Genomic DNA, 21,071 nt, shown 5'->3' on the forward strand with positions numbered 1-21,071 from the left:
AAATAGTTTATTTCGCGATTTACCGCGAATTCTCCCCGTCCCTGACTTCGATGATATAGGGCCAGTATTTTTTCGGCATGAACTGCCGGCGCAGCGGGTCGTTCCGCCGTTCGGCAATGGCGATGGTGCGGTAATACTGCTTCCACAAGGCGGCGAACTCTTCTTCCTGAGCCGACACGTCGACGCGCTGCAGTACCTTGGGAATGTCTACTAAGACCGCTTCATGGCGGTCGTAATATACGCCTATGCGCCGCCGCCTGTCGTGGATAACCCACTCTTCGCTGCCAAGGCGCTTCACAAAGTGGGGAGCCATGACCGGCACGACGCAGCACGTCGGCGCCAGCGGGCAGTACAGCATGCCGCCCTTCAATTCCTGAAACCTCGCCAGCCCCAGCAGCTTATGCCGTTCGTTTCCCGTCTTGCGGGCCCACTGGCGGACTTCCCATACAGCGGGCTCGCTCAGATGATGCAAAAACTCCCCCTTCAGCCGGAAGGCCTGCCGGATATACTGGAGCAGCTTCATCTCCCGCTGCGGCTGTTCCGCTAAAAAGGCGTAGTACAGGAAATGGCAGGTCTTCCCGCCGCACTGGGCCTGCAATCCGTCCAGGATGCGCTTCGCTTTCACGCCGTCTGCAGGCACATACTGCTGACGGCCAAACAAATCGCCCGCCCCGTCGCAGCGTATGTCCTCCGTATGCTGCAGCCCGTCGTGCCAGGCGTCGAACACGGCGGACAGATAGCCGAAAAAGGATCCGTCGTATACATAAATCATGAGTTGACTCCTGCAAATAAATCCATCGGTTCATATTTCCCGGCCTGCTCCGCGCCCAAGAGGCGGCTGCGGATGTAGTCCGGCCGGTCCGATTCTCCGTAAAACCGTCCCCGACAGGTGATGAAGTATTTGGCCCGTTTCAGGACGATGCCTAAGCGGCGCAGCGTATCGTAGGACAGCCACGCCGACCGGCGGGCCGCACAGATGCGCCGGGCCGATGTCACGCCGATACCGGGAACGCGGAGCAGCATGTGATACGACGCCTTATTGATTTCTACGGGAAATACTTCGGGATGACGCAGGGCCCAGCAGGCCTTCGGGTCCAGATGGAGATCAAAATCCGGCTCGGCGTCGGTCAGGATTTCGTCGGCAGAAAACTGATAGTACCGCAGCAGCCAGTCGGCCTGATACAGGCGGTGCTCCCGCAGCAGGGGAGGCTGCGTCAGGGCCGGCAGGTTCGGGCCGGTCATGGCCGGCACATAGGCGGAATAATACACCCGCTTTAATTCGACCTGCTTGTACAGGGCCTCGCTGAGCCGCAGAATCGTCCGGTCGCTGTCCGGCGTCGCGCCGATGATGAGCTGCGTCGTCTGTCCTGCCGGCACAAAAGCCGGCGCTTTTCTGCTCGTTTTTCGATTTTCTTTCCGCTCGGCAATGCCGCTGCGGATTTCCCGCATGGGAAGGAGGATATTTTCCTTCGTCTTCTGCGGCGCCAGCAATTTTAAGCCTGCCAAAGAAGGCAGCTCGATATTGACGCTCATGCGGTCTACGTATTTCCCCAATTCGCGGATGAGGCGCGGATCCGTTCCCGGAATGCCTTTCATATGAATATATCCATTGAAGTTCTTTTCTTCCCGCAGAATTTTCGCCGTCCGAATCAGCAGCTCCGTCGTTTCGTCAGGCGAACGGTACACGCCGGAGCTGAGAAATAACCCTTCGATATAATTGCGCCGATAAAACTCGATAGTCAGCTCAGCAATTTCCTCAGGCGACAGCATGGCCCGCTCCGTTTCATGACTGCAGCGGTTTACGCAGTAGGCGCAGTCGTAGATGCAGTAATTCGTCATGAGAATTTTCAGCAGAGACACGCATCGCCCGTCGGCCGACCAGGTATGGCAGATGCCGCCGTACGCGCCGTTGCCGATTCCGCCAGCTTTATTTTCCCGCCGGCTGCCGCTGGATGAACACGACACGTCGTATTTTGCAGCGTCGCTCAAAATCGTCAGCTTTTTCTGCATAACGTCCCATTTCATAAGCATTCCTCCCTGTTTACGTTATATCATACCACAAGACAGGCGACATTTCAAACATATGTTCCTAATATAAAACCGGCGCGTCCGCTCTGTTGCGAAACGCGCCGGTTTGCGGCTATTATAAATGGAGCCCTTCTTTTAATTGGGCAAAAATCTTTTCCTCTTCTTCTGTCAGTGAACGACCTAAATCAATGTGCAGCTCTTCGCCCTTGTTTTTAGCCTTTTCCTGCTCATGAGGGTCGCCGCTCTTGACGCTGTTGTCTCGGATAATCACCGTATTCACCTCCTGCGCGTCTTTAGAAAAAAAGGGCTAAACCGTATATGATTTAGCCCTTTAACCTTATGCGTTCTTACTCCACAACGAAAGACGCAGCGTTTGCATCTATCTTAAAGCAAGGATTTTGGTTCCGGATACGCTTTGATATCGTCGGCGACAGCTTTGGCAATTTCGTCGATGATGCCTTCCTGGTCGTCGCGGAGAGACGATTTCATGTCGAGGGTCGGTTCGAGAAGTTCGCAGTTCTTGAAGCGGTTCTGTACGTAGTCGACCATCGTGTTGTACGCGGCGGATGCCCAGCTGTGATTGCCGATAACGGCGATCTTGCGGTTCTGGAACATGAGGGTCTTCAAGTCGTGGAGGAAGTTTTCCATCGGCAGGAAGAGGTTCAGGTTGTACGTAGGAGCAGCCAGAACCAAGTGGCTGTATTCCCAGGCCTTCGCCGTAACGTAGGACGGGTGAATCTTGGCTACGTCGTACAGGCGGACGTCGCGGATGCCGAGCATGCTCAGCTTATGAGCCAATACGCAGGCAGCCCGTTCGGTGTTGCCGTAAATGGACGAGAACGCGATGACGACGCCCTTCTTTTCCGGTACGTATTTTGCCCAGTGGAGATATTTTTCAATGATGTACTGAATCGTTTCCGGAGTGCGGAATACGACGCCGTGAAGCGGGCAGATGACTTCGATAGGAATGCCGGCGGCTTTCTGCAGGACTTTTACGACCTGCGGGCCGAATTTGCCGACGATGTTGACGTAGTAACGGCGGGCCGAATCGAGGTAATTTTCTTCAAAATCGACCTGGTCGGCGTATACATTGCCTACAGTGCCGAACATACCGAAAGCGTCGGCGCTGAACAATACCTTATCCGTAATATCGTAGGACATGATAACTTCCGGCCAGTGAACCATCGGCGCTTTGACAAACGTGAGGACGTGCTTGCCCAGTTTGAGCTGGTCTCCTTCCTTGACTTCTACATAGCGGCTCGGCATGGGTTTGCGGAAGAACTGTTCGAACAGCTTAAAGGTCTGAGCCTGAGCGACAATTTTTGCTTCCGGATGTTTTTCCAGCAGCGCGACGGCAGAGCTGGCATGGTCCGGTTCCATATGCTGCAAAATGAAATAATCCAATTTGCGGCCTTTGAGCAAATATTCTACGTCTTCAATGAATTCGTCGCGGCAGCTCTTGTCCATCGCGTCGACAACGCAGGTCATTTCGTCGTCGATGAAATAGGAGTTGTACGTAACGCCTTCGGGAATCGGGAAAATCCGTTCAAAAATTTCGGTGCGGAAATCGTTGCACCCCATCCAATAAATGCCATTTTTAATTTCTTCTACGCAATGCATAGCAGACTACCTCCTTATGTACATAGTAAAACACTTGTAAATCGCTGATATAAAAATCTTGTTACATATGTATCATATCACGTTTTACACTAATAGAAAATATCTTTAAAGAAAAAATATTGATTATTTAGGTTTCTTTTCCGATTCCGATTTCCCCGCATCGGACCCGCCCTTTCGTTCCTGCGGCGCGCCGCTGTCAGAAGACGCTTCTTCCTGCCGTTCGCTTTCTTCGTTCTTTGCCCTTTCGTCGGACGGCGAATCCTTGTCTTTAGAAGCCATAGCGTCGGCTCGCTGCTGTTCCTCCGATACGCCGCGGCGTTCCGTCTGGGAAACGGCCGGTTCGTCGCCGATGGAGTTCGCTTCCGATACGAGGCGGTCTACAAGCTGCTGCAGCACGTCCTGATCGGCCTGAGACAGCTCTTTGCTGCTGAACAGCATTTCCTGTGCCTGTTCAGCCAGGGCCGACGCCTGGGACCGTGCTTCGCGCTGGCTGATACGGCCCGAATGATAGTTGCGGTTCAGCTCGCGGAGGGCACTGGAAATTTCGGCAGTCTTCGTGCGGATGCGGGCGGCGGCCAATTCGCCGCTGCGCTGTTTCTGCGCGTCGGCGTCGTGAATCTTCTTGTCTTCTTCGCGGCTTTCCAGCAGTTCTTCCTGCTGCTGTTCCGATACGCGTTCCAATGACGCCGCCGTCACATGGGTGCCGACGTAATACTCGTACCCCATATAAGCCAGGATCGCGATGGGAAGGCACAGCAGCATCATTTCGATACGCCGCAGGTGGGCTGCCTGCTTCCAGCTGATGACGTTGCGGCGGCGATGCTCGATAATGAGGACGACGCCGACGATGACGACGATCAGGAACAACGCTATATAGATGAATAATTTATGCCAGACCGTCGCCTGCAGCTGTATTTGAAAGGGCTCCGACGCGTTGAGGCTCCACATATACGTGCTGCCCTGTTCGTCAGCCGTCGTGCTGTTGCCCTCTACTTCCGTTCCCGACGGGAAGGACACGATGTATTCCAGGTCCGCGCCGTTTTCTTCCATCGCCATGCCCAGCCGCAGGTGTTCCAGGCTGTTTTCATCGAAGGTGTAATCAATGTAGTACGTCGAGCAAATCAGCCCGTCGTGGGTCTTATGAATGATGCGGTCGACAGAGCTTTTATTCGCTCCTTCTTTCGTTACGGTCTTCATGGCCCGGAAGCCCTCGCCGTTGCTGTTGTTGTAATCCATGATCGTATAATTCCGCTTCTGGAATTCGTCGGCGTCGCTGCGCAGGGCCTTTTGCCCTTCCGCCGTTTCCGACACCTTCAGAACGTCCTGCGTCTCGCTGCCGTCGTCATGGATAATAGTCTGGGCGCGAAAGCCCGTCAGCAATACGAACGAAAGGGCCAGCAGCAGCGTCGCACCCAATTTCACATACGATTTCATAATAGCCTCTCCTTCTGTCCAAGCGGTTATTCTTCTGTCGGCGGCACCATGCCGGACTCTACGATGCTCGGCTTATTGAATACGGAAGCCGTCTTTTGTTTCTGCTCGTCTTCCTTCTTTGCCCGGGCTTCGGCCATAGCCGCGCCGTTGCCGCACTCTTCCAAGGGAATGCCGTTGACGAACACGCCCTCGATAACGCCCTGGCCCTTCTTCATGCGGACGCTGGCGACGACGTTATCTTTTTCGCTGATATTGTAAATCCCGTCGGCCAGCTCCGGCGCAATGCGGTATCGGTCAAAGGCGACTTTAAACTGGACGACGCCGTCCTGGAACGATACGACGACGGCATCCATATAATCTCCGCCGATTCCCGGTTTTTCCGCCGACGCGCCTTCTACCTTCATCAGGCCGCTGGCGTCATGGGAAATATGGACGTATATTTTTTCCCCTTCTTCCGGAGCCGACCCGTCCATCCACGTAGTCGAATCTTCCGGGAATACGATGCGCACATAATCCGTGCCGAAGGACGATTCTTCCAGTCTCGGCAGGCACCGCCACTGGTACGGGATGCCGTCTACGCTGATATTATGCCAGCGCCATCCTATGTAAGACAATACTCCCAGCTGGACGAGGACAACGAGGAGAAAGACCATCCATTTATGCTTTCCGTCAGGAGAAAAGGTTCCTATTCCTTTCATTTCTTCGTGTCTCCTTCCTGCGACCACGGCGACCGCGAAAAATGTTTTTCCCGCTTAGCCGGTCCGGCCATCGACTGCCACGGCGAAGAGGTTATCCGTTCTGCCTGCCGCGGCTCGTCGGCTTTCTTCTGCGTGCGTCCTTCTTCCTTCATCGCCGGCAGGGCGATTGCGTCGGGACTGCGGAACACAGGCGGCACAAACTGCGACCGCGGCGCCTCCTTCGGCGTCACCGTTCCGGCCGGTCGATACCCTGCATCTGCCGGATCCGGCGTCATCTCTTCCAGCGGCGGAAGATGAATATCCTTCATCCATTCAGCCAGCGTATCGGCATCGGCTGCCGCGTCCTTCGTCTCCTGCGGAGACTCAAATACAGGCGCCGTTTCTCCTCCGTCGGATTTCTCCTCTCCTGCCTCCCGGCGCACCGTCGCCGCCTTATGTTTTACGCGGGAACGGCGGGCAGCCCGCAATTCTGCGTTTTTCCGATTGGACGCCGTGCGGCGGCGCTGGAAAAATACCAGTCCTAAAATCGCCATGACAACCAGGGGCACGACGGGCGAAAAGGTCGTAGCGAAGACAAAGACCAGCATGAGGCAGGCCAGCATCACCGTGCCGAAGCGCGTATGATTGACATGGCCGCCCTTGACGCCCTGCATGATTTCATAAAAGCCCAGGAAGATCATGTAGGCCGCCGAAATGATGAGCGGTACGGACGAATAGAGCCCGCTGCGCACGATCAGCGTTTCCCCTAATAAGATGAAGGGGATAAAGGAGTATATCACCGGCCCCCAAAGGCGCGTCTTGACGCCTCGGGCCAGCAAGGCGATGATCAGCAGAAACAGGAGAAACAAGATGGTCATCGTCGTCCAATGAAAGCCCTGAATATCGGCGACGCCGTACCAGGATACGGGCATACAGGAAATAAGCAGCGACGCCGCCGCGGCAAAGCGCCCGAACCAGCGGAACGGGACGCCCCAGGACTTGCGGATGTCGATGGAATAGCCCGTCAGCATGATGACCGCCGCCAATGCCGACAGCAGCAAAAAGGGAATGTACGCCGCGTTGCGCGTAGCCAATCCGAAGGCGGCAAACACCGTGACAGTGACTATCCAGGAGAAAACAGATAAGCGGACTTCGTCTTTCTGCTGCACCAGCAGGCGGTACATCGGAAGCGGCAGGACGACGAAGAGCCAGAAAAAGGCCGCTCCTCCCGGCGCGTTGATATACCCGCCCAGAGCCGCCCAAACCAGCAAGGCCAGGCAATATACCACGACGGCACTTACGGAGCGCAGCAGGTACGCCGCCGGCAGGCTCAGGACGGCGCAGGTGAAAATATAGGACGGCGTATCCCAGCCCAGATAAAAGGTCTGTCCCGCCATAGCCGTCGTCACGAACACGGCCACACACTGGGCCAAGGCCACGCCTTCTCCCAGCAGCGTCCCCTGGCGATTTTGAAACAAGGCCAGGGCCACGCCGCTCTGCGAAAGGACCAGCAGGACGACGGCCAGGGCCATCCGCAGGGCGACGGAAATGTGATACCACACGTAAGCGGCGCCCCAGATCAAGGCGACGCCGAGAATAGAACAGGTCACGATGGCTAAGGCCGTATACACCAGGGCCGGCCAGCCCGTAACGCCCTGTCTCCGGCAGGACTGCCGTATGTTCTGTTCTGCTTCCGCAGAAATCCAGCCTTTAGCGGCCCAATCGCTGATTTGCCGATTCAGCCACTCCGTATTATTTTTCCATATCATATATGCTGCCTCCCAGGCACGTAATAGTCATAGTATCGCGCAGTCGTATTCCTGCGCATCATCAGTATATCACAAAATGGGCAAATCCCATACATGAAAAAAAGACTTTGTCCCGCCTTGCAAGGGACAAAGCCTTCTCTTATACCATTATTTTACAATCAGCACGGAGCATCCCGCACGAGTAACGACATAGCTGCTGACAGACCCGAGGAACAGCCCTTTCAGCGGCCCTAAACCCCGGCTTCCCATGACGATTAAATCAAAGTTGCCGTCCTTCGCCGCTTCTACGATAGCCGGTCCTGGAGAGCCGACGGCAAATACGCTTTTGACGGGAACCGACTCCGGCACGGTCTTTGCAATACCGTCGAGAAATACCTGGCCTTCTTTTTCCATATCCTGAGGCAGGTGTTCTTTTACGTATTCCGTCGCCGTGGAAATTTGGTCGAAGTTTGCCAGCGGGGCGATGTCATGAGCCACATAGGCCAACGTAATAGAAGCGCCGTAGGTCGTCGCGAGGTCAACGGCTTGTTCCAATGCCCGTTTGGCGTTGTCAGAACCATCAATCGGAACGAGGATCGAATTGTACTTTGTCATATGAATCCCTCCTGTCGATTAAGCCTAGCAGGTCTTTATATTAAATAACTTCTATATACGTCGAGATTTTCCTTCTTTTTTATCGTCTTTGTCTTATGAAATTACGGAATGCAAGCAGCTCCTGTATCCGCCCAGCTTCCCCTTTATTTGACAATCAATACGGGGCAAACGGAATGCGTGACGACGTAGCTGCTGACAGATCCCATGAACAGACCTTTCAAGGGCCCTAAGCCGCGGCTTCCCATGACGATGAGGTCAGCGTTGTACTTTTTAGCGACGGACAATACGGCCGGTCCCGGAGAGCCGACTTCAAAGACGCTCTTGACTTCGATATTCTGCGGAATGACCTTCGCATAGTCGTCGAGAATGCTCTTGCCTTCTTCTTCCATGTCCAGAGCGACTTGTTCCGTTACGTATCCGCTGGCATTCGGAATTTGGTCGAAGTTAGAGATTACCGATACGATATTCGCCACATATACCAACGTAATCGTAGCTCCCAAAGCCGAAGCGATGACGACGGCATGTTCCAGCGCCCGCTTGGAGTTAACCGAGCCGTCCGTCGGAACGATGATGTTGTTATATTGTTTCATATGAATCCCTCCTGTCTTACCCTTTCTATTAGATAAATTCTCTATACGTCGTCAAAATCCTTCTTTTTCTTTACGAAAAAACAGATTTCTGCGAAAAAATCTGTCGCGCCATGTCATTTCGGCATATAACATCGGCAAGTATCCCTGCTCATTGCGGCATGTTATACGTTATACTCATCTTTTCTAAAATTTAGTACATTCATTCTCCAACTTATGTTATAATTGTAAGTAATACATGGAAACGGCTTGTATTTCCAAAAGAAAGGCGGTTGTTACCGAAATGAAAACCTTATTCCGTCCCTTATGCCTTGCGCTGCTGCTCTGCCTGACGTCTGTTCCGGCAGCGTTCGCCAGCGAAGGCGGCGCTCACGCTATCGTCAGCGCCACCCTGCCGGCCTGGAGCATTATCCCCTTCGTCGGCATGCTCTTGTCCATCGCTATCTGCCCCCTCGTCAAGCCCCACTGGTGGGAAAAAAATATGCTTGCCGTGGCTATCGGCTGGTCCCTGGTCTTCCTCGTCCCCTTCGCCGCAGCCTACGGCATGGGCGAAGCGTTGTTCCGGCTCCTGGAATCGGTATTGATCGATTACGTTCCCTTTATCGTCCTCCTCTTCGGCCTGTTCGTCGTCGCCGGCGGCATCGCCGTCAAGGGGACCTTAGCAGGTACGCCCAAGATCAACGCCCTCCTCCTGCTCATCGGCACCGTCCTGGCCAGCTGGGTCGGCACGACCGGCGCAGCCATGCTCATGATCCGGCCGGTCATCAAGGCCAACGCCTGGCGGCAGAAAAAGGTCCACGTCATCGTATTCTTCATCTTCCTCGTCGCCAACATCGGCGGCTGCCTGACGCCCCTCGGCGACCCGCCCCTGTTCATGGGCTTCCAGCGCGGCGTCCCCTTTACCTGGACCTTCCATCTCCTGCCTATTTTATTGTTTAATATGGTCATCCTGTTCCTCGTCTTTTTCTTCCTCGATTCCCATTTGTACAAAAAGGAGCTGGCCGCCGGCCGTTCGCCCCAGGATAACCAGCCTGCTGAAAAAGAACCGATCCGCGTTGAAGGCGCGCACAACATCGTCTTCATCGCCCTGATCATCGTCGGCGTCGTCGCCAACGGCGTCCTTCCTAAGGAATTCGCCTTCTTCGCCAACGGGGCGGGCATTCCCGTATACGATGAAATCGTCTTCCCCTATGCGACGGTAGTCGAAATCATCCTCATCCTGCTGGCGGCGTACTTATCCCTCAAGACGACGAAGACGGAAACGCGTCAGCTCAACGAATTTACCTACGCGCCCATCGCTGAAGTGGCGAAGCTGTTCATCGGCATCTTCATCACCATGATTCCGGCCCTGATCTTCCTGAAGACCCACGGCGCGGAACTGGGCTTGTCCGAACCGTGGCAGATGTTCTGGGCAACGGGGGCCCTGTCGTCCTTCCTGGACAACACGCCGACATATCTCGTCTTCCTCCAGACGGCGGGAGCCCTCGGCGCGACGCAGGGCATCGCGACTTCCGTCGGCACGGTATCCCAGCTCATGCTGGAAGCGATTTCCGCAGGTGCCGTATTTATGGGCGCCAATACGTATATCGGCAATGCGCCGAACTTTATGGTTAAATCCATTGCTGAAGAAAACAAAATCAAGATGCCCAGTTTCTTTGGATATATGGGTTGGTCCTGTGCCATTCTTATTCCGACCTTTATCCTCGATATGATCATTTTCTTCTGGTAAATGCAGATGTACTCATACAAAAAGAGAATCTGTCCGTGCGGACAGATTCTCTTTTTTATATAGAATATGTTTCTCTCTTATCCCTTTACGCGCTCCATCAAATAGGCAAGCTGGCGTTTTATTTCCTCATTGTCCTTCTGTACCTTCTTATACATTTCATTCAATTCGCTGTATGCCGCACTGAGCTTTTCTCCATCAGCCTGCATGCGTGCATTCTCTGCCTTAAGAGCCGTAATTTCATCCTGCATGACATATGCCGAACTAATAGGGCCTGCTTTGTACCGTTCCGGAATCACCTTCTTTTCATCATGACTTCCGAATTTATAGGTAACGCCGATATTGGCCATCGTATGAGCAGAACCGATGGTCGCGCCGAAATGGAACATCAGATCTTCATTTTTGTAATGAGCAATCCCCAGAGCCACCGACTGCTTGCCTCGATAGGTACCGGCAGCAGCCATGAGCTGTGTCGGTTCCAGCGGATCATACTGAATAGGCTTCAAGCCGGCTAATGCTGCCGATGCGGCACCTACATCGCCGATTTCATTGCGAAGATTGGATTCCATGCCATGAAGCTGCGACACGTTGACAGCATCGGTCGCATCTACGCCAGGGGCAACGTTTGTAATGCGATTCCCACCGTTATTGAGTCCGTCTGCTGTCAGGGAAACAGCAGATACTCGCCCAGACTCCGAAGCACCGACAATGACAACACCCGTTTCAGCTACATGCGTCTCCGTCCCATAAACAGGATTGCCGTCACTGTCCTGTAACACAGTGCCGTCCTGACGTTTCAGCGGATTAGCCCGAACCGTCAGGCCGCCGTCATCAATGACGGCGGCACGAACGACAGTGCCGTCCTGATCCGTTGCGGAAGAAGCAACGCCGCTCTGATTTATTTCCGTCTCATGCATATTGCCCTGATTGTCTTTGCCGCGGGCCGTAATCGTATCGCCTTGAATAGCTACCTCGTTTCCGCTGCCGTCAACGTGATAAATCTGATCCGAACCAAAGATACTCTTGCTGCCGCCACCAGGCCCATTTTCGTTATTTTGTACAATGATGCGGTCACCATCAATATGCATCGTATGATTTCCCGATGCATCAGATGTATGAATCTGGTTGCCGCTTATAGTCGTTTTGCTGCCATTCTTATCGGAAATCATTTCCGAACCGAGTATTGTAGTCTGATCTTTTTCCTTGCCGACAGTCAGCGAACTATTGGCAGTAATTGTATCAGAAGTAATGCCTTTCAGCCCTGTAAGCGTGTTAGCCAGTTCGATATTCAGCGTATCGCTGCCATCAGACACAACGCCGATATTTCCCGAAGTCAGCGTACCGCCGGCCCCGCCTTTAATGGCCAGCGTATCTCCAAGTTTGCGGGTAATAGGCGCACCGCTGTCACCTTTAAAGGTTAAAGGCTGCGTATTTACGGTGTTGGACAAATTGGTCGTCAATGCATTATACACGCTCTTTAAGTCACCGACATTTACAGCGTTAGTATCGACGGCCTTCGATAAATCATCAACTGCTTTTCCGTTCTCATCTGTCAGACCACTGGCAACATGCTGAATCTGGTTTCCACCATTATTCAAACCAGTTTCTGTCAGCGATACGGACTCATGACCGGCAGCAGTAATTACAATGCCGCCGCTGTTTGTTTCGGTCTGGTTGCCTTCAGCATCCCGAATAATGCTTCCGTCTGCAGAAGCCGTGTACGAACCTCCTTTTCCGTCTTCAAGGGATACTCCGCCTGCAGTAAGAGCAGTTTTCTCAACAATTTCGCTGCCCTGCTCGTCTTTAGTCGTCCGCGACGCCTCTACTCCTGTACCGCTGAGAACGGTCTTCGTTCCATTTTCACCAGTCGTCGTTACCGATGTCAGCCCTTTCAGGTCTTTAGCCAGTTCTACAACGAGTTCTTTGGTCTCGCCCTGAACGCTGACATATGTATTTTCATCCGTGCGCTTGGCAGTATCATCCATACCGCCTCTCACCGCAATGACACTCCCCAGATCCTGCCGTACAGTACCGTTGTTGCCCTTCAGACCAAACCCGCCTGTTTCACCAGTTCCGGTTCCAGCTTTTGCAATATATTCAATAGCTGCTTTTACATCGCCGATGTTGGCGCCATTAGTCAGCATCGGTGCAACCGTCTTTTCGGAAGCCGAGTCAAAGAAAGCCTCCCACGGGGTACTATCTGTTCTCGCACCGCTCCGGCGACCGCTGCCTACCTGAGTCAGCGTCGGTACATCACCTTCTCCGCGGCCAGCTGCTTCTGTCAGGCGAATATTGACAGGGGTACCTTCTGTTGCTCCGGAAGCAGAGCCATCCTTTATGCTGTTTTTCGTATAGAAGGTATCGCCAATACGTACGAGTACCTGTCCGTCTGCATCGACATATTCCATAGGCAAGCCAGTCACGTCGACATGAAACGAGTATATTCCCTCATTATCGTTAATCTCTGATACAGCTGTATTGACGCCGTCTACGACATTAACGGTTTGATTTAAGAAAACCTTTTTCTTATTATTGCCGTTCGTATCCAATATAAAGCCATCATCAAGGGTGGCTACACGGTGAACCTTCAGCCCACTGTCTGTATATTGCAGGCGATCCATATACGGCTTGTCTTCATATATTCCAGTATTGTTATTCAGCGCACCATCTCCGCGGCTAACCAAAATATCGGCCTTGGGAACTTCTCCACCATTGCCGCTGCCTTGGAGAATAATATGCCCGGCGCCGTCCTCGTCTTTATTCAATACAGCGGCCGGACCGTCTTTACCGCCTCCGGCAATAGCTATGGATTCTGTTGTTTCCAATCCTTGTTCAGTCAACTTCGTATGGACTGTCGTCGTCGGATTGTCTCCCTGCGTTTCTGTCCGGATTACAACGCCATTTCCGTCAAGAATCGTCGTCTGACGCACAGACTGTCCGTCACTGCCAGATACGTCCTGGCTAGCCGACAGAGATGTTAAATCCTGCAGATTTTTAGCCATTTCCACGACCAAAATGTTTTTTCCCTGACGTTCCTGAACGCTGACATAGGTATTCACATCTGTACGCGCTTCACTGTCCGTCATACCGCCCTGAACAGCTATCGTATTTCCCAAATCCTGCATTACCGCCTTACTCCAGTCATTGCCGGTCAAGCCGAATCCTCCGCCAGCGCTGCCTGTCGTCAGCGAAGCAACAGCATTCTTCAAATCGCCTACATTGACGGCATTATTCCAAACGGGGTTATCGTCTGTCACTTCAGACAGCAATACAGAACTGCCATCTTTCGCCATAAGTCCGCTGCCCAGATTTTCAAGCTGCAGCGGATTCGTCCTGCTCCCGTCAGCACCGACTAAGGAAATGGCAGCTCGTATCTGATTCGGTGAGATAGCGTCAGCACCCGGCTTCGGAGAGCCGTTTTCGATATCTTCCTCCCGGTAATAGACATCGCCTATCTTCGTCAGTATGCTGCCCTCGTTGTCCGAAAATACCAGCGGCAGACCAGTTACATTAATTTGAAACGTATGAATTCCGCCCTTTGACGCAATAGGAGAAACCTTTGCATTGATTCCGTCTTTCAGCTGAACCGTATCATTCAGCTTGACAGAAACCGGACTATTTCCATTGGCCTGCAAGAACCATCCATCATCAAGCGTCGCCACTTGATGCGCCTTGCTGGCACTATCCGTATATTGAATCCGATCCATATACGATAGAGAGCTTTCACTGCCAGATCCTGTTCCTGTATCCTTTGCAGAGTCTGCGCCAGGCATCCCCTGCACGACAATCATATCCGCCTTAGGAGCGGTATTGTCCCCTGTGCTGCCGCCTGTCATGACGACATGTCCATTCGTTTCCACGCCAGATCCATTTACGACAGTTGTCCGTGTCGTACCGTCGTCTGACGTTTCCGTCGTCGTAATAGAATGAAGCCCCTTCAAATCAGAAGCCATTTTTATCGTCAGCGTTTCTTTGCCGTCAGATACAACGCCGATATTGCCGTTTGTTACCATAGCAGCTAATTCTTTCGCTTTCCCGGCTGCATCGGTTTTCGACAGCTCTATATCGCCTACTATGTTGATATTTTGACTCAATTTTCTAGGGAAGGTATTCGCTCCATTCTCTGATTCGTCAGCAGTTCCGGCATTGCCAGAGAAAAACAGAGGCGTGTCTGACATTTTTTTCAAGTCGCCGACTGTCGCCGCATAATGGCTTTTTTCAGCAGGAGAGTCATTCAGCGCCGCAATAAACGTATTGGTACCGAGGCCTATATCCCCCAATTCCGTGTTCTCCTTGACGCCGTTTCCCGTCACCGTCGTCTCAAACAGGCTTTCTATGCCGTTCAGCAGCGTCGGAGTATGGTTATTCGGATCAATAAGCACATTTTCTAACACAGCTTTATTCGGATTCGAAACAGGAACAACTGCCGCTTCAGAAACAGCTGCTTCATCAGGAGCCGCTACAGGGCGTGCATTAGCAGCAGGCTTGCCGTTGACCATATCGGATGTATTATACCAGTTCTGATCGCTTTCATAAAAGGTTTTTCCATCCTTTCCCAAATCGCTGTTGTTGTACCATTTGCCATTGACATAAGCCTTATCCTGAATATCAGCTTTCGCATACCATTTCCCGTCAGCTTGCCTTTCATTGACAGCGGCATCGGCTTTTGCATACCACTTGTTTTCTTCGGGAATATACGTTTTATCCTCTAACTCAGCTGTTTCATACCAGTAGTTATCCTCGGCTTTGACAACGGTATTGCCGTTTCGGGCCTGTGTATCCATAAACTGATCTACATGTACTTCATATACCGTATGCCCGTCTGCCGTCGTTTTCGCATGAATTTCAGCCATCCCCGGACTATTGCTTATCATCTGCCATTGCCCGTCTTTGCCCCGATGCCAATCGGTATCGCCCCGGAGCTCTATGCGACGCATATTAATAAAATCAACGAGATTATATGCATGAGTCGGTGCCTCTTTTGTGCCGCCGATTCCATATGCTTCATCGTCAAACACAACTTTTCCGTCCTCTGTAATCGTCGTATTGGGTCCAATTTGATCGGCCACGCTGGTTGCCAAATTACCGACAACATGACCTAACGCATACAACTGACTGCCGTTAACGGCATCTGACGATGTAGGCGACAGTAGTCCCGGCGCGACATTCTGAATACGTCTCGTAGCGACAATCGGAATTTTCACGGTTTTATCGACAATCTGTCCCGTCTCAGGATCCGTCACCTTAATCGTTTTTTGATCGTATCCGGCAACTTCACCGCCGACACTGACTACTCCGACAACATTCCTGGCTCCGGCAAAATCGTGAGACACGCGAATGATTTCAATTTGTCCGTCTTTATTTCTCCGATACGTATACACCACTTCATTAGTATATGAAGTATCTATTCCTCTAGTCGTATTCCCTTCATCAGCAACAGGAGTATAAGCAATCGTGCCGTCGGCCTGTATGATGTTCTTTCCGTCAGCATTCAAAAGTGGCTGAGCCGGCGTAACATTTTCAGGGTTAAAGGACACATACGCAGCCTTATTTCCCAGGAAAACTGAATTCAGCGTTGTTTCCGTAATGTTATTCCCTAATGCCACGACGTCATGGAGCGGAACATCATACCGCTTTGCCGCCAAAATTCGGTATCGCGCCGATTCCTCTGGCGTTAACCGGCGTTCATCGGCGATAAAATTGTCGCCCAACAACTTATCTCGAAGAGCTTTAAATTCTGCCGCCGTCCCGATTGCCGTCACATTGGAAAGGGGCTGAACCTCTTGTTGATAAGCCATCCATAAATCCAAATTCTTTTTGGCAGCAGCAATAGCATCTTCATCGCGCTGCGCTCCGGATACGGCATTGGACTCGTCATACGCCTTCTGATACTTATCAATTTGCGCGGCTATTCCGTCTTTTCCGATAGCCTCAAAAGCCTCCTGCTTGTAAGCGGTCCACACCTGCAGTTTTGCAGCATCATTTTCCTTTTGAGCCTCCGCAATATTGGAAGCAATTACGCCTCCATTATCCAGTGTAGCTTTGGCCGTTGTCAGGGCATGCGCAATATCATCATCAGCCAAAACTCCCAAGGGAATGCTGCGGTTAATCGCAATGGCATTCGAATTTCCAAGAGACAAAGAATTCCGCGCCATCACGGCAGATCCCACTCCGACAGATGCAGAATTTACAGCATGTACCGTTCCATTGGCGCCAATCGCAATAGAGTTATCATGATCGGCAATACTGAAGCCGCCAAGCGCAATCGTACTGTCGCCCGTCGCCTGTCCCCGATAGCCAATGGATATGGCGTTATTCATCGTCGCCCTGCCTTCCGTGCCGATATTGATAGAATCGCTACCGCTGGACATCCCTTCTGTCCCAAAATTCAAGGCGTTTTCTGCTGCAGCCTTCCCCATTGAACCTATATTGATCCCATTTTTGCCGTCTACCGTTCCATTGTAGCCAAAATTCAAGCCGTACGCTCCAGAAACAGACGAATAGTCTCCCAAAGAAATACCGTAATCTACGTCTACGCTGAGGTTATTGCCGATTCCAAAGGCATTATCTCCAAGCACCTTGCTGTAGCTGCCCAATAAGATAGAACGTGCCCCGGAAACAAGATTAAACTGCGGCTCCGTTAGCGTCTCTGCCGTCCCATCCATATGAATTCTTTCCATTCCGCCAAAACCGAAGACTAATGAGTTCTTTCCAGTAACTTTTGCATACCCGCCCATAGCAATGGCGTCGTCTGCAGTCTTGTCGGCTCCGTCGCCTACAATAGCATGATCCCCAATAGCCAGTGCGCGGTCACCATGGACCTGTACGAAACGGCCTAAGCCGACAGCAGCCTCGCCTTCGACGAAAGAATATTTGCCTTCAAGCCATTTTTTGCGGAAATCAGACGCTAGTTTTGCCGCACTCAGTTTAGATTCAACTATATTACGACTCAAAGTGTCCGCAATAGTTCCAGCAAAATCATGCTCTGCGTCATAACCAATCCCATACGTCTTTTCAAGATAGATTGCAAGATCCTTTGCATTCTTATCAGTAATCGGGCTGTTCTTATCTTTCTGCTTCTCTATGGCTTCTAATACTCCCTCTTTGGCAGCAATATCTAATTTTGCCTGCTGTACTGCCATGTTTTCTGCTTCATATGCTTTCTGATTGGAAGCATCAAAAGGAGCTGCTCCAGAAGCAATCATAACTGCGCCATCGCCGCGTACCTGTCCGTATGAGCCTATACCGACGGCATTCTCACCGATAACGCGAAATCCTCCGGGGTCATCTGCAGATAAATACTCTCTGTATTTTTTTAAAGGTCTGCTCCTAGATCCTGCCAGGACATCCCCCGCAATGTTTGTCTTATCTACCAAGTCAAGCTTCCAATATTCGTCCGGCAGTACGCCATCAATCGGCGCCCCTTGACCAATAGCAATCGCACCATTGCTTAGAGCTTGCACGCCTTTCCCGACAGCAGTACTCGCCGTTCCTTTCGCATAGTTCATCTTCCCCAAAGCCACGCTTCCCTGGCTGGGTACGACAAGCGAGGTGCCGACAGCCACGCTGTCTGCAGTCTTCATATCGTGAATTGCCGTGGCTTTTAAAATCCAATACCCCTTAGCGTCTTGCGTAATTAAATCAGGATTAGGAACCCCAACCAAATTTCTCCGTCCCACAGATATGCTGGTATTTTCAAAGCCAATTGAATTTGAGCCAATAACAACGCTGTCTCGTGCTAATCCCAATGTATACATGGATTTGTTTGTTGGAACACTGCTCCCGATAACAATAGAGTCATATCCTGTGACCTGCGCAGCATAGCCAATAGCGACAGACCCATATCCTTGGGAACGAGCCTTTGAGCCAATGGCTACAGCGTAGTCATTATATGCGTTGGTATCATCGGGATCGACGACTGTAGATGCGCCAAATCCAAGAACAACAGTTCCCTGGCCAGATGACATTGCTCCATTACCAATTACAGTATTGTTATCACGATTCTTAGCCGTCCCAATTACGCTCTTTTTGTATTCATGGCTGGATTTCGGGCCTTCATAGTAATTGGTAATAACACGGGCATCATTGCCGATTACTATATTTCTTTCCCCATTTCTTTCATTTTTAGCGCTGTATCCGGCTCTAGTCGTTACTTCATCAAAGGCATCGTCATGTCCTACACGGGCATCTGTACCGATTAAAATAGATTTTTGAGAATTAGATGTATTCACCGTATGCGTAGTGCTGCTCGGATTCAGCAATATACTGTCTTTAACTGGGCCATTACCGGAGTCTAAAGGGATACTGCCATCTGAATTAAGAATGACGACACTATTAGAATTACTATCATAGACAACATTCGATGCTGCCGATGCATCATCAGCAGCCGTCGGAGCAGCAGAAATGCCGCTGTTTGAAACAGCAGCTGCCATGGAGGCTAGCGCCGGACGCGGTTCAGCTGTTCCCTTTTTTACAACTGTAAAGTTCTGTGTATCTGGATTATAGGTAATCGTCATAAGAGAGCTGTCATATGTGCCGCCGCTTATAATAAAACGGCCGTCCACTTCCGTATCTCTGCCGTCATGGTGTATAAGCAGTTTCTTCGTCCCTTCATCATAGGAAACACTAACACCGTCCGAATCGAACAGCGTCTCATATGCTGCGTTGACTGGCCCTAGGGGATAAGACAGCATCAGCAGCACCGCAGCAGCAAGACTGCCTTTTTCAGCCCCTTTTATTACACTGCTTTTACATCTTCCGCAGCTGCGCGCCAGTTCAGAAACAACTTCATAACAGCATTTATTTCTATTAAATATGACTTTGAATAACCTATTCATTGCACCCTCCAATTTTAAATTTGAACATGGACTTTTTCCTGCCTGCGTCTATACCTAGGCAGGCTCAGGCATGTTCAGAATAACGTTAAATTTCATAAAAAATAAAATACATGACATAAAATGCAAAAAAACATTTGACATAATTTAAAATTTAATTGAACATTTTCTCTACACGCTTCAAAACTTTTCAATTACAGGAAACCTATTTTTACCATATATAATTATTTTTATTAAGTATAACATATATTTATTACACTGAAAATATTTTTTATTAATATTCCTATTCTTCATACATGCCATATGGGAATTACACAAAAAAAGAGCAAGGATATACCCCTGATAAAGATATATCCTTGCTCTTTTTTATAAATGAATTTGCAGTACGCGCAAACAAAAATAACAAAAAAACCGCCTCTTGAGAGACGGTTTTCCAACTGGTGATTCACCCGAGATTCGAACTCGGGACACCCTGATTAAAAGTCAGGTGCTCTACCGACTGAGCTAGTGAATCATGGCTGGCAGGGGTAGCTGGATTCGAACCAGCGCATAGCGGAGTCAAAGTCCGGTGCCTTACCACTTGGCTATACCCCTATGGGGCGAGTAAAGGGATTCGAACCCTTGCGTAACGGAGCCACAATCCGCCGTGTTGACCGCTTCACCATACCCGCCATATTGTAATCTGCGCGACAGCGCCCTTAGCTACGCTATAAGCGCCGTCAACGTAGATTATAATATCATTTCACAGATGCAATGTCAATAGCAAAATTATATTTTTATGTACTTTTTTCGCTTAGCGATCTTTTTCCCCATACAGGACGTCTTTTACGAAGTTCGGCAGTACGAAAGCGCTGCGCTGGATGCCTTCGTTGTAGTATTTCGTCGGGAAGGTGCGCGTACGGTTCGGTTCCCATGTCAGGGGATCGTACTTCTTCGAGCCCATAGTAAAGCAGTGCATGCCCGTCGGATACAGGGGAATGAAGGCCGTGTACAGGCGCGTAATGGGGAAGATATCGGACACGCAGTCCTTGATTTCCCGCACGAGCTTGCTGTGCATAAAGGGAGATTCCGTCTGCTGTACAAACAAGCCGTCTTCCTTCAATGCCTTAAAGGTGTCTTTATAGAATTCATACGTAAACAAGCCTTCGCCGGGGCCGACCGGATCGGAGCAGTCGACGATGATGACGTCGTAGAAATCCTTCGCTTCGCGCATGAAGGCAATGCCGTCGCCGACCTTGACGGTCAGCTTCGGATTGTTTTCCCGCATGGCTTTGGAAATCGCCGGGAAAAACTGCTTCGACAGCTCAATGACCTTGCCGTCGATGTCGACCATCGTGACGTGTTCTACTTCGGGATGGCGCACGGCTTCACGAGCTGCGCCGCCGTCGCCGCCGCCGATGATGAGGACGTTTTTCGGATTGGGATGCAAAAACAGCGGGATATGGGTAATGCATTCGTGATAAATAAACTCGTCCTTGTCAGACGTCTGGAACACGCCGTCCAGCACGAGCATACGGCCGAATTCCTTCGAATCGGCTACGATAATATCCTGAAAATCAGATTTGCCTTCATATAAAATTTCCGATACTTCTGCGCTCAGGTCCAAGTACGGAGACTGATGTTCTGTCACAAATTTTTTCATGAGTACCTCCTATATTGTCTCTTAACTATATGTTATTGTAACACAAAAGAGTAAACAAAAGGAAGTAATTGTATACGTATCGCTCATAGGTGGAGGTAAAATTTTCATATGAATTCTCATTCCGGCACCTTACAGTTTTGACTCCATATGGTACAATATA

General features: G+C 51.0%; 12 protein-coding genes and 3 tRNA genes. 1 reads left to right on the forward strand and 14 read right to left on the reverse strand.

Features of this window, described 5'->3' with window-relative positions:
* Positions 1-19 precede the first annotated feature (19 nt).
* The 9 genes from OCV58_RS07725 to OCV58_RS07765 all read right to left on the reverse strand — a co-directional run bounded on the left by OCV58_RS07725 (position 20) and on the right by OCV58_RS07765 (position 8,712).
* Positions 20-772: a TIGR03915 family putative DNA repair protein gene (locus OCV58_RS07725; protein ID WP_154877476.1), complete on the reverse strand. Its 753-nt coding sequence runs from the start codon at positions 770-772 to the stop codon at positions 20-22.
* A complete protein-coding gene (locus tag OCV58_RS07730; protein ID WP_267312842.1) occupies positions 769-2,025 on the reverse strand; it encodes a putative DNA modification/repair radical SAM protein in 1,257 nt (418 codons plus the stop codon). The genes OCV58_RS07725 and OCV58_RS07730 overlap by 4 nt, the downstream gene beginning before the upstream one ends.
* A gap of 118 nt (positions 2,026-2,143) precedes the next feature.
* Positions 2,144-2,299 carry a hypothetical protein gene (locus tag OCV58_RS07735; RefSeq protein ID WP_162860305.1) on the reverse strand — a complete coding sequence of 52 codons (156 nt, stop codon included), beginning with the start codon at positions 2,297-2,299 and terminating at the stop codon, positions 2,144-2,146.
* A gap of 113 nt (positions 2,300-2,412) precedes the next feature.
* On the reverse strand, positions 2,413-3,648 hold the full coding sequence (locus OCV58_RS07740) for an FprA family A-type flavoprotein (RefSeq protein WP_087476775.1): 1,236 nt from the start codon (positions 3,646-3,648) through the stop codon (positions 2,413-2,415).
* 123 nt (positions 3,649-3,771) lie between these two features.
* Positions 3,772-5,082 carry a hypothetical protein gene (locus OCV58_RS07745; RefSeq protein ID WP_095629168.1) on the reverse strand — a complete coding sequence of 437 codons (1,311 nt, stop codon included), beginning with the start codon at positions 5,080-5,082 and terminating at the stop codon, positions 3,772-3,774.
* A gap of 26 nt (positions 5,083-5,108) precedes the next feature.
* Positions 5,109-5,780: a hypothetical protein gene (locus OCV58_RS07750; RefSeq protein ID WP_095629167.1), complete on the reverse strand. Its 672-nt coding sequence runs from the start codon at positions 5,778-5,780 to the stop codon at positions 5,109-5,111.
* Positions 5,777-7,528, reverse strand: coding sequence for a DUF2157 domain-containing protein (locus tag OCV58_RS07755; protein WP_267312843.1), 1,752 nt, complete (start codon positions 7,526-7,528; stop codon positions 5,777-5,779). The genes OCV58_RS07750 and OCV58_RS07755 overlap by 4 nt, the downstream gene beginning before the upstream one ends.
* A gap of 147 nt (positions 7,529-7,675) precedes the next feature.
* Entirely contained in the window at positions 7,676-8,122 is a 447-nt protein-coding gene (locus tag OCV58_RS07760; protein WP_154877477.1) for a universal stress protein, read from the reverse strand.
* Positions 8,123-8,265: 143 nt separating this feature from the next.
* Entirely contained in the window at positions 8,266-8,712 is a 447-nt protein-coding gene (locus tag OCV58_RS07765; RefSeq protein WP_087476772.1) for a universal stress protein, read from the reverse strand.
* A gap of 280 nt (positions 8,713-8,992) precedes the next feature.
* Here OCV58_RS07765 and OCV58_RS07770 point away from each other — a divergent pair, with 280 nt between their 5' ends.
* Positions 8,993-10,438: a sodium:proton antiporter gene (locus tag OCV58_RS07770; protein WP_087476771.1), complete on the forward strand. Its 1,446-nt coding sequence runs from the start codon at positions 8,993-8,995 to the stop codon at positions 10,436-10,438.
* A gap of 77 nt (positions 10,439-10,515) precedes the next feature.
* Here OCV58_RS07770 and OCV58_RS07775 read toward each other — a convergent pair whose 3' ends face one another.
* From OCV58_RS07775 to speE, 5 genes are all read right to left on the reverse strand, one after another.
* Positions 10,516-19,272, reverse strand: a complete 8,757-nt coding sequence (locus OCV58_RS07775; RefSeq protein WP_154877478.1) for an ESPR-type extended signal peptide-containing protein — start codon at positions 19,270-19,272, stop codon at positions 10,516-10,518.
* Positions 19,273-19,707: 435 nt separating this feature from the next.
* Positions 19,708-19,783 (reverse strand) — tRNA-Lys (locus tag OCV58_RS07780).
* Positions 19,784-19,788: 5 nt separating this feature from the next.
* Positions 19,789-19,863, reverse strand: a tRNA-Gln gene (locus OCV58_RS07785).
* A gap of 1 nt (position 19,864) precedes the next feature.
* Positions 19,865-19,940: transfer RNA gene (locus OCV58_RS07790), tRNA-His, on the reverse strand.
* Positions 19,941-20,062: 122 nt separating this feature from the next.
* Positions 20,063-20,911 (reverse strand): polyamine aminopropyltransferase, encoded by an 849-nt coding sequence (speE, locus tag OCV58_RS07795; protein WP_095629163.1) that lies wholly within the window; start codon positions 20,909-20,911, stop codon positions 20,063-20,065.
* Between the last annotated feature and the right edge of the window lie 160 nt (positions 20,912-21,071).

Origin of the sequence: Megasphaera stantonii, assembly GCF_025567065.1 — a bacterium.
Taxonomy (GTDB): domain Bacteria; phylum Bacillota; class Negativicutes; order Veillonellales; family Megasphaeraceae; genus Megasphaera; species Megasphaera stantonii.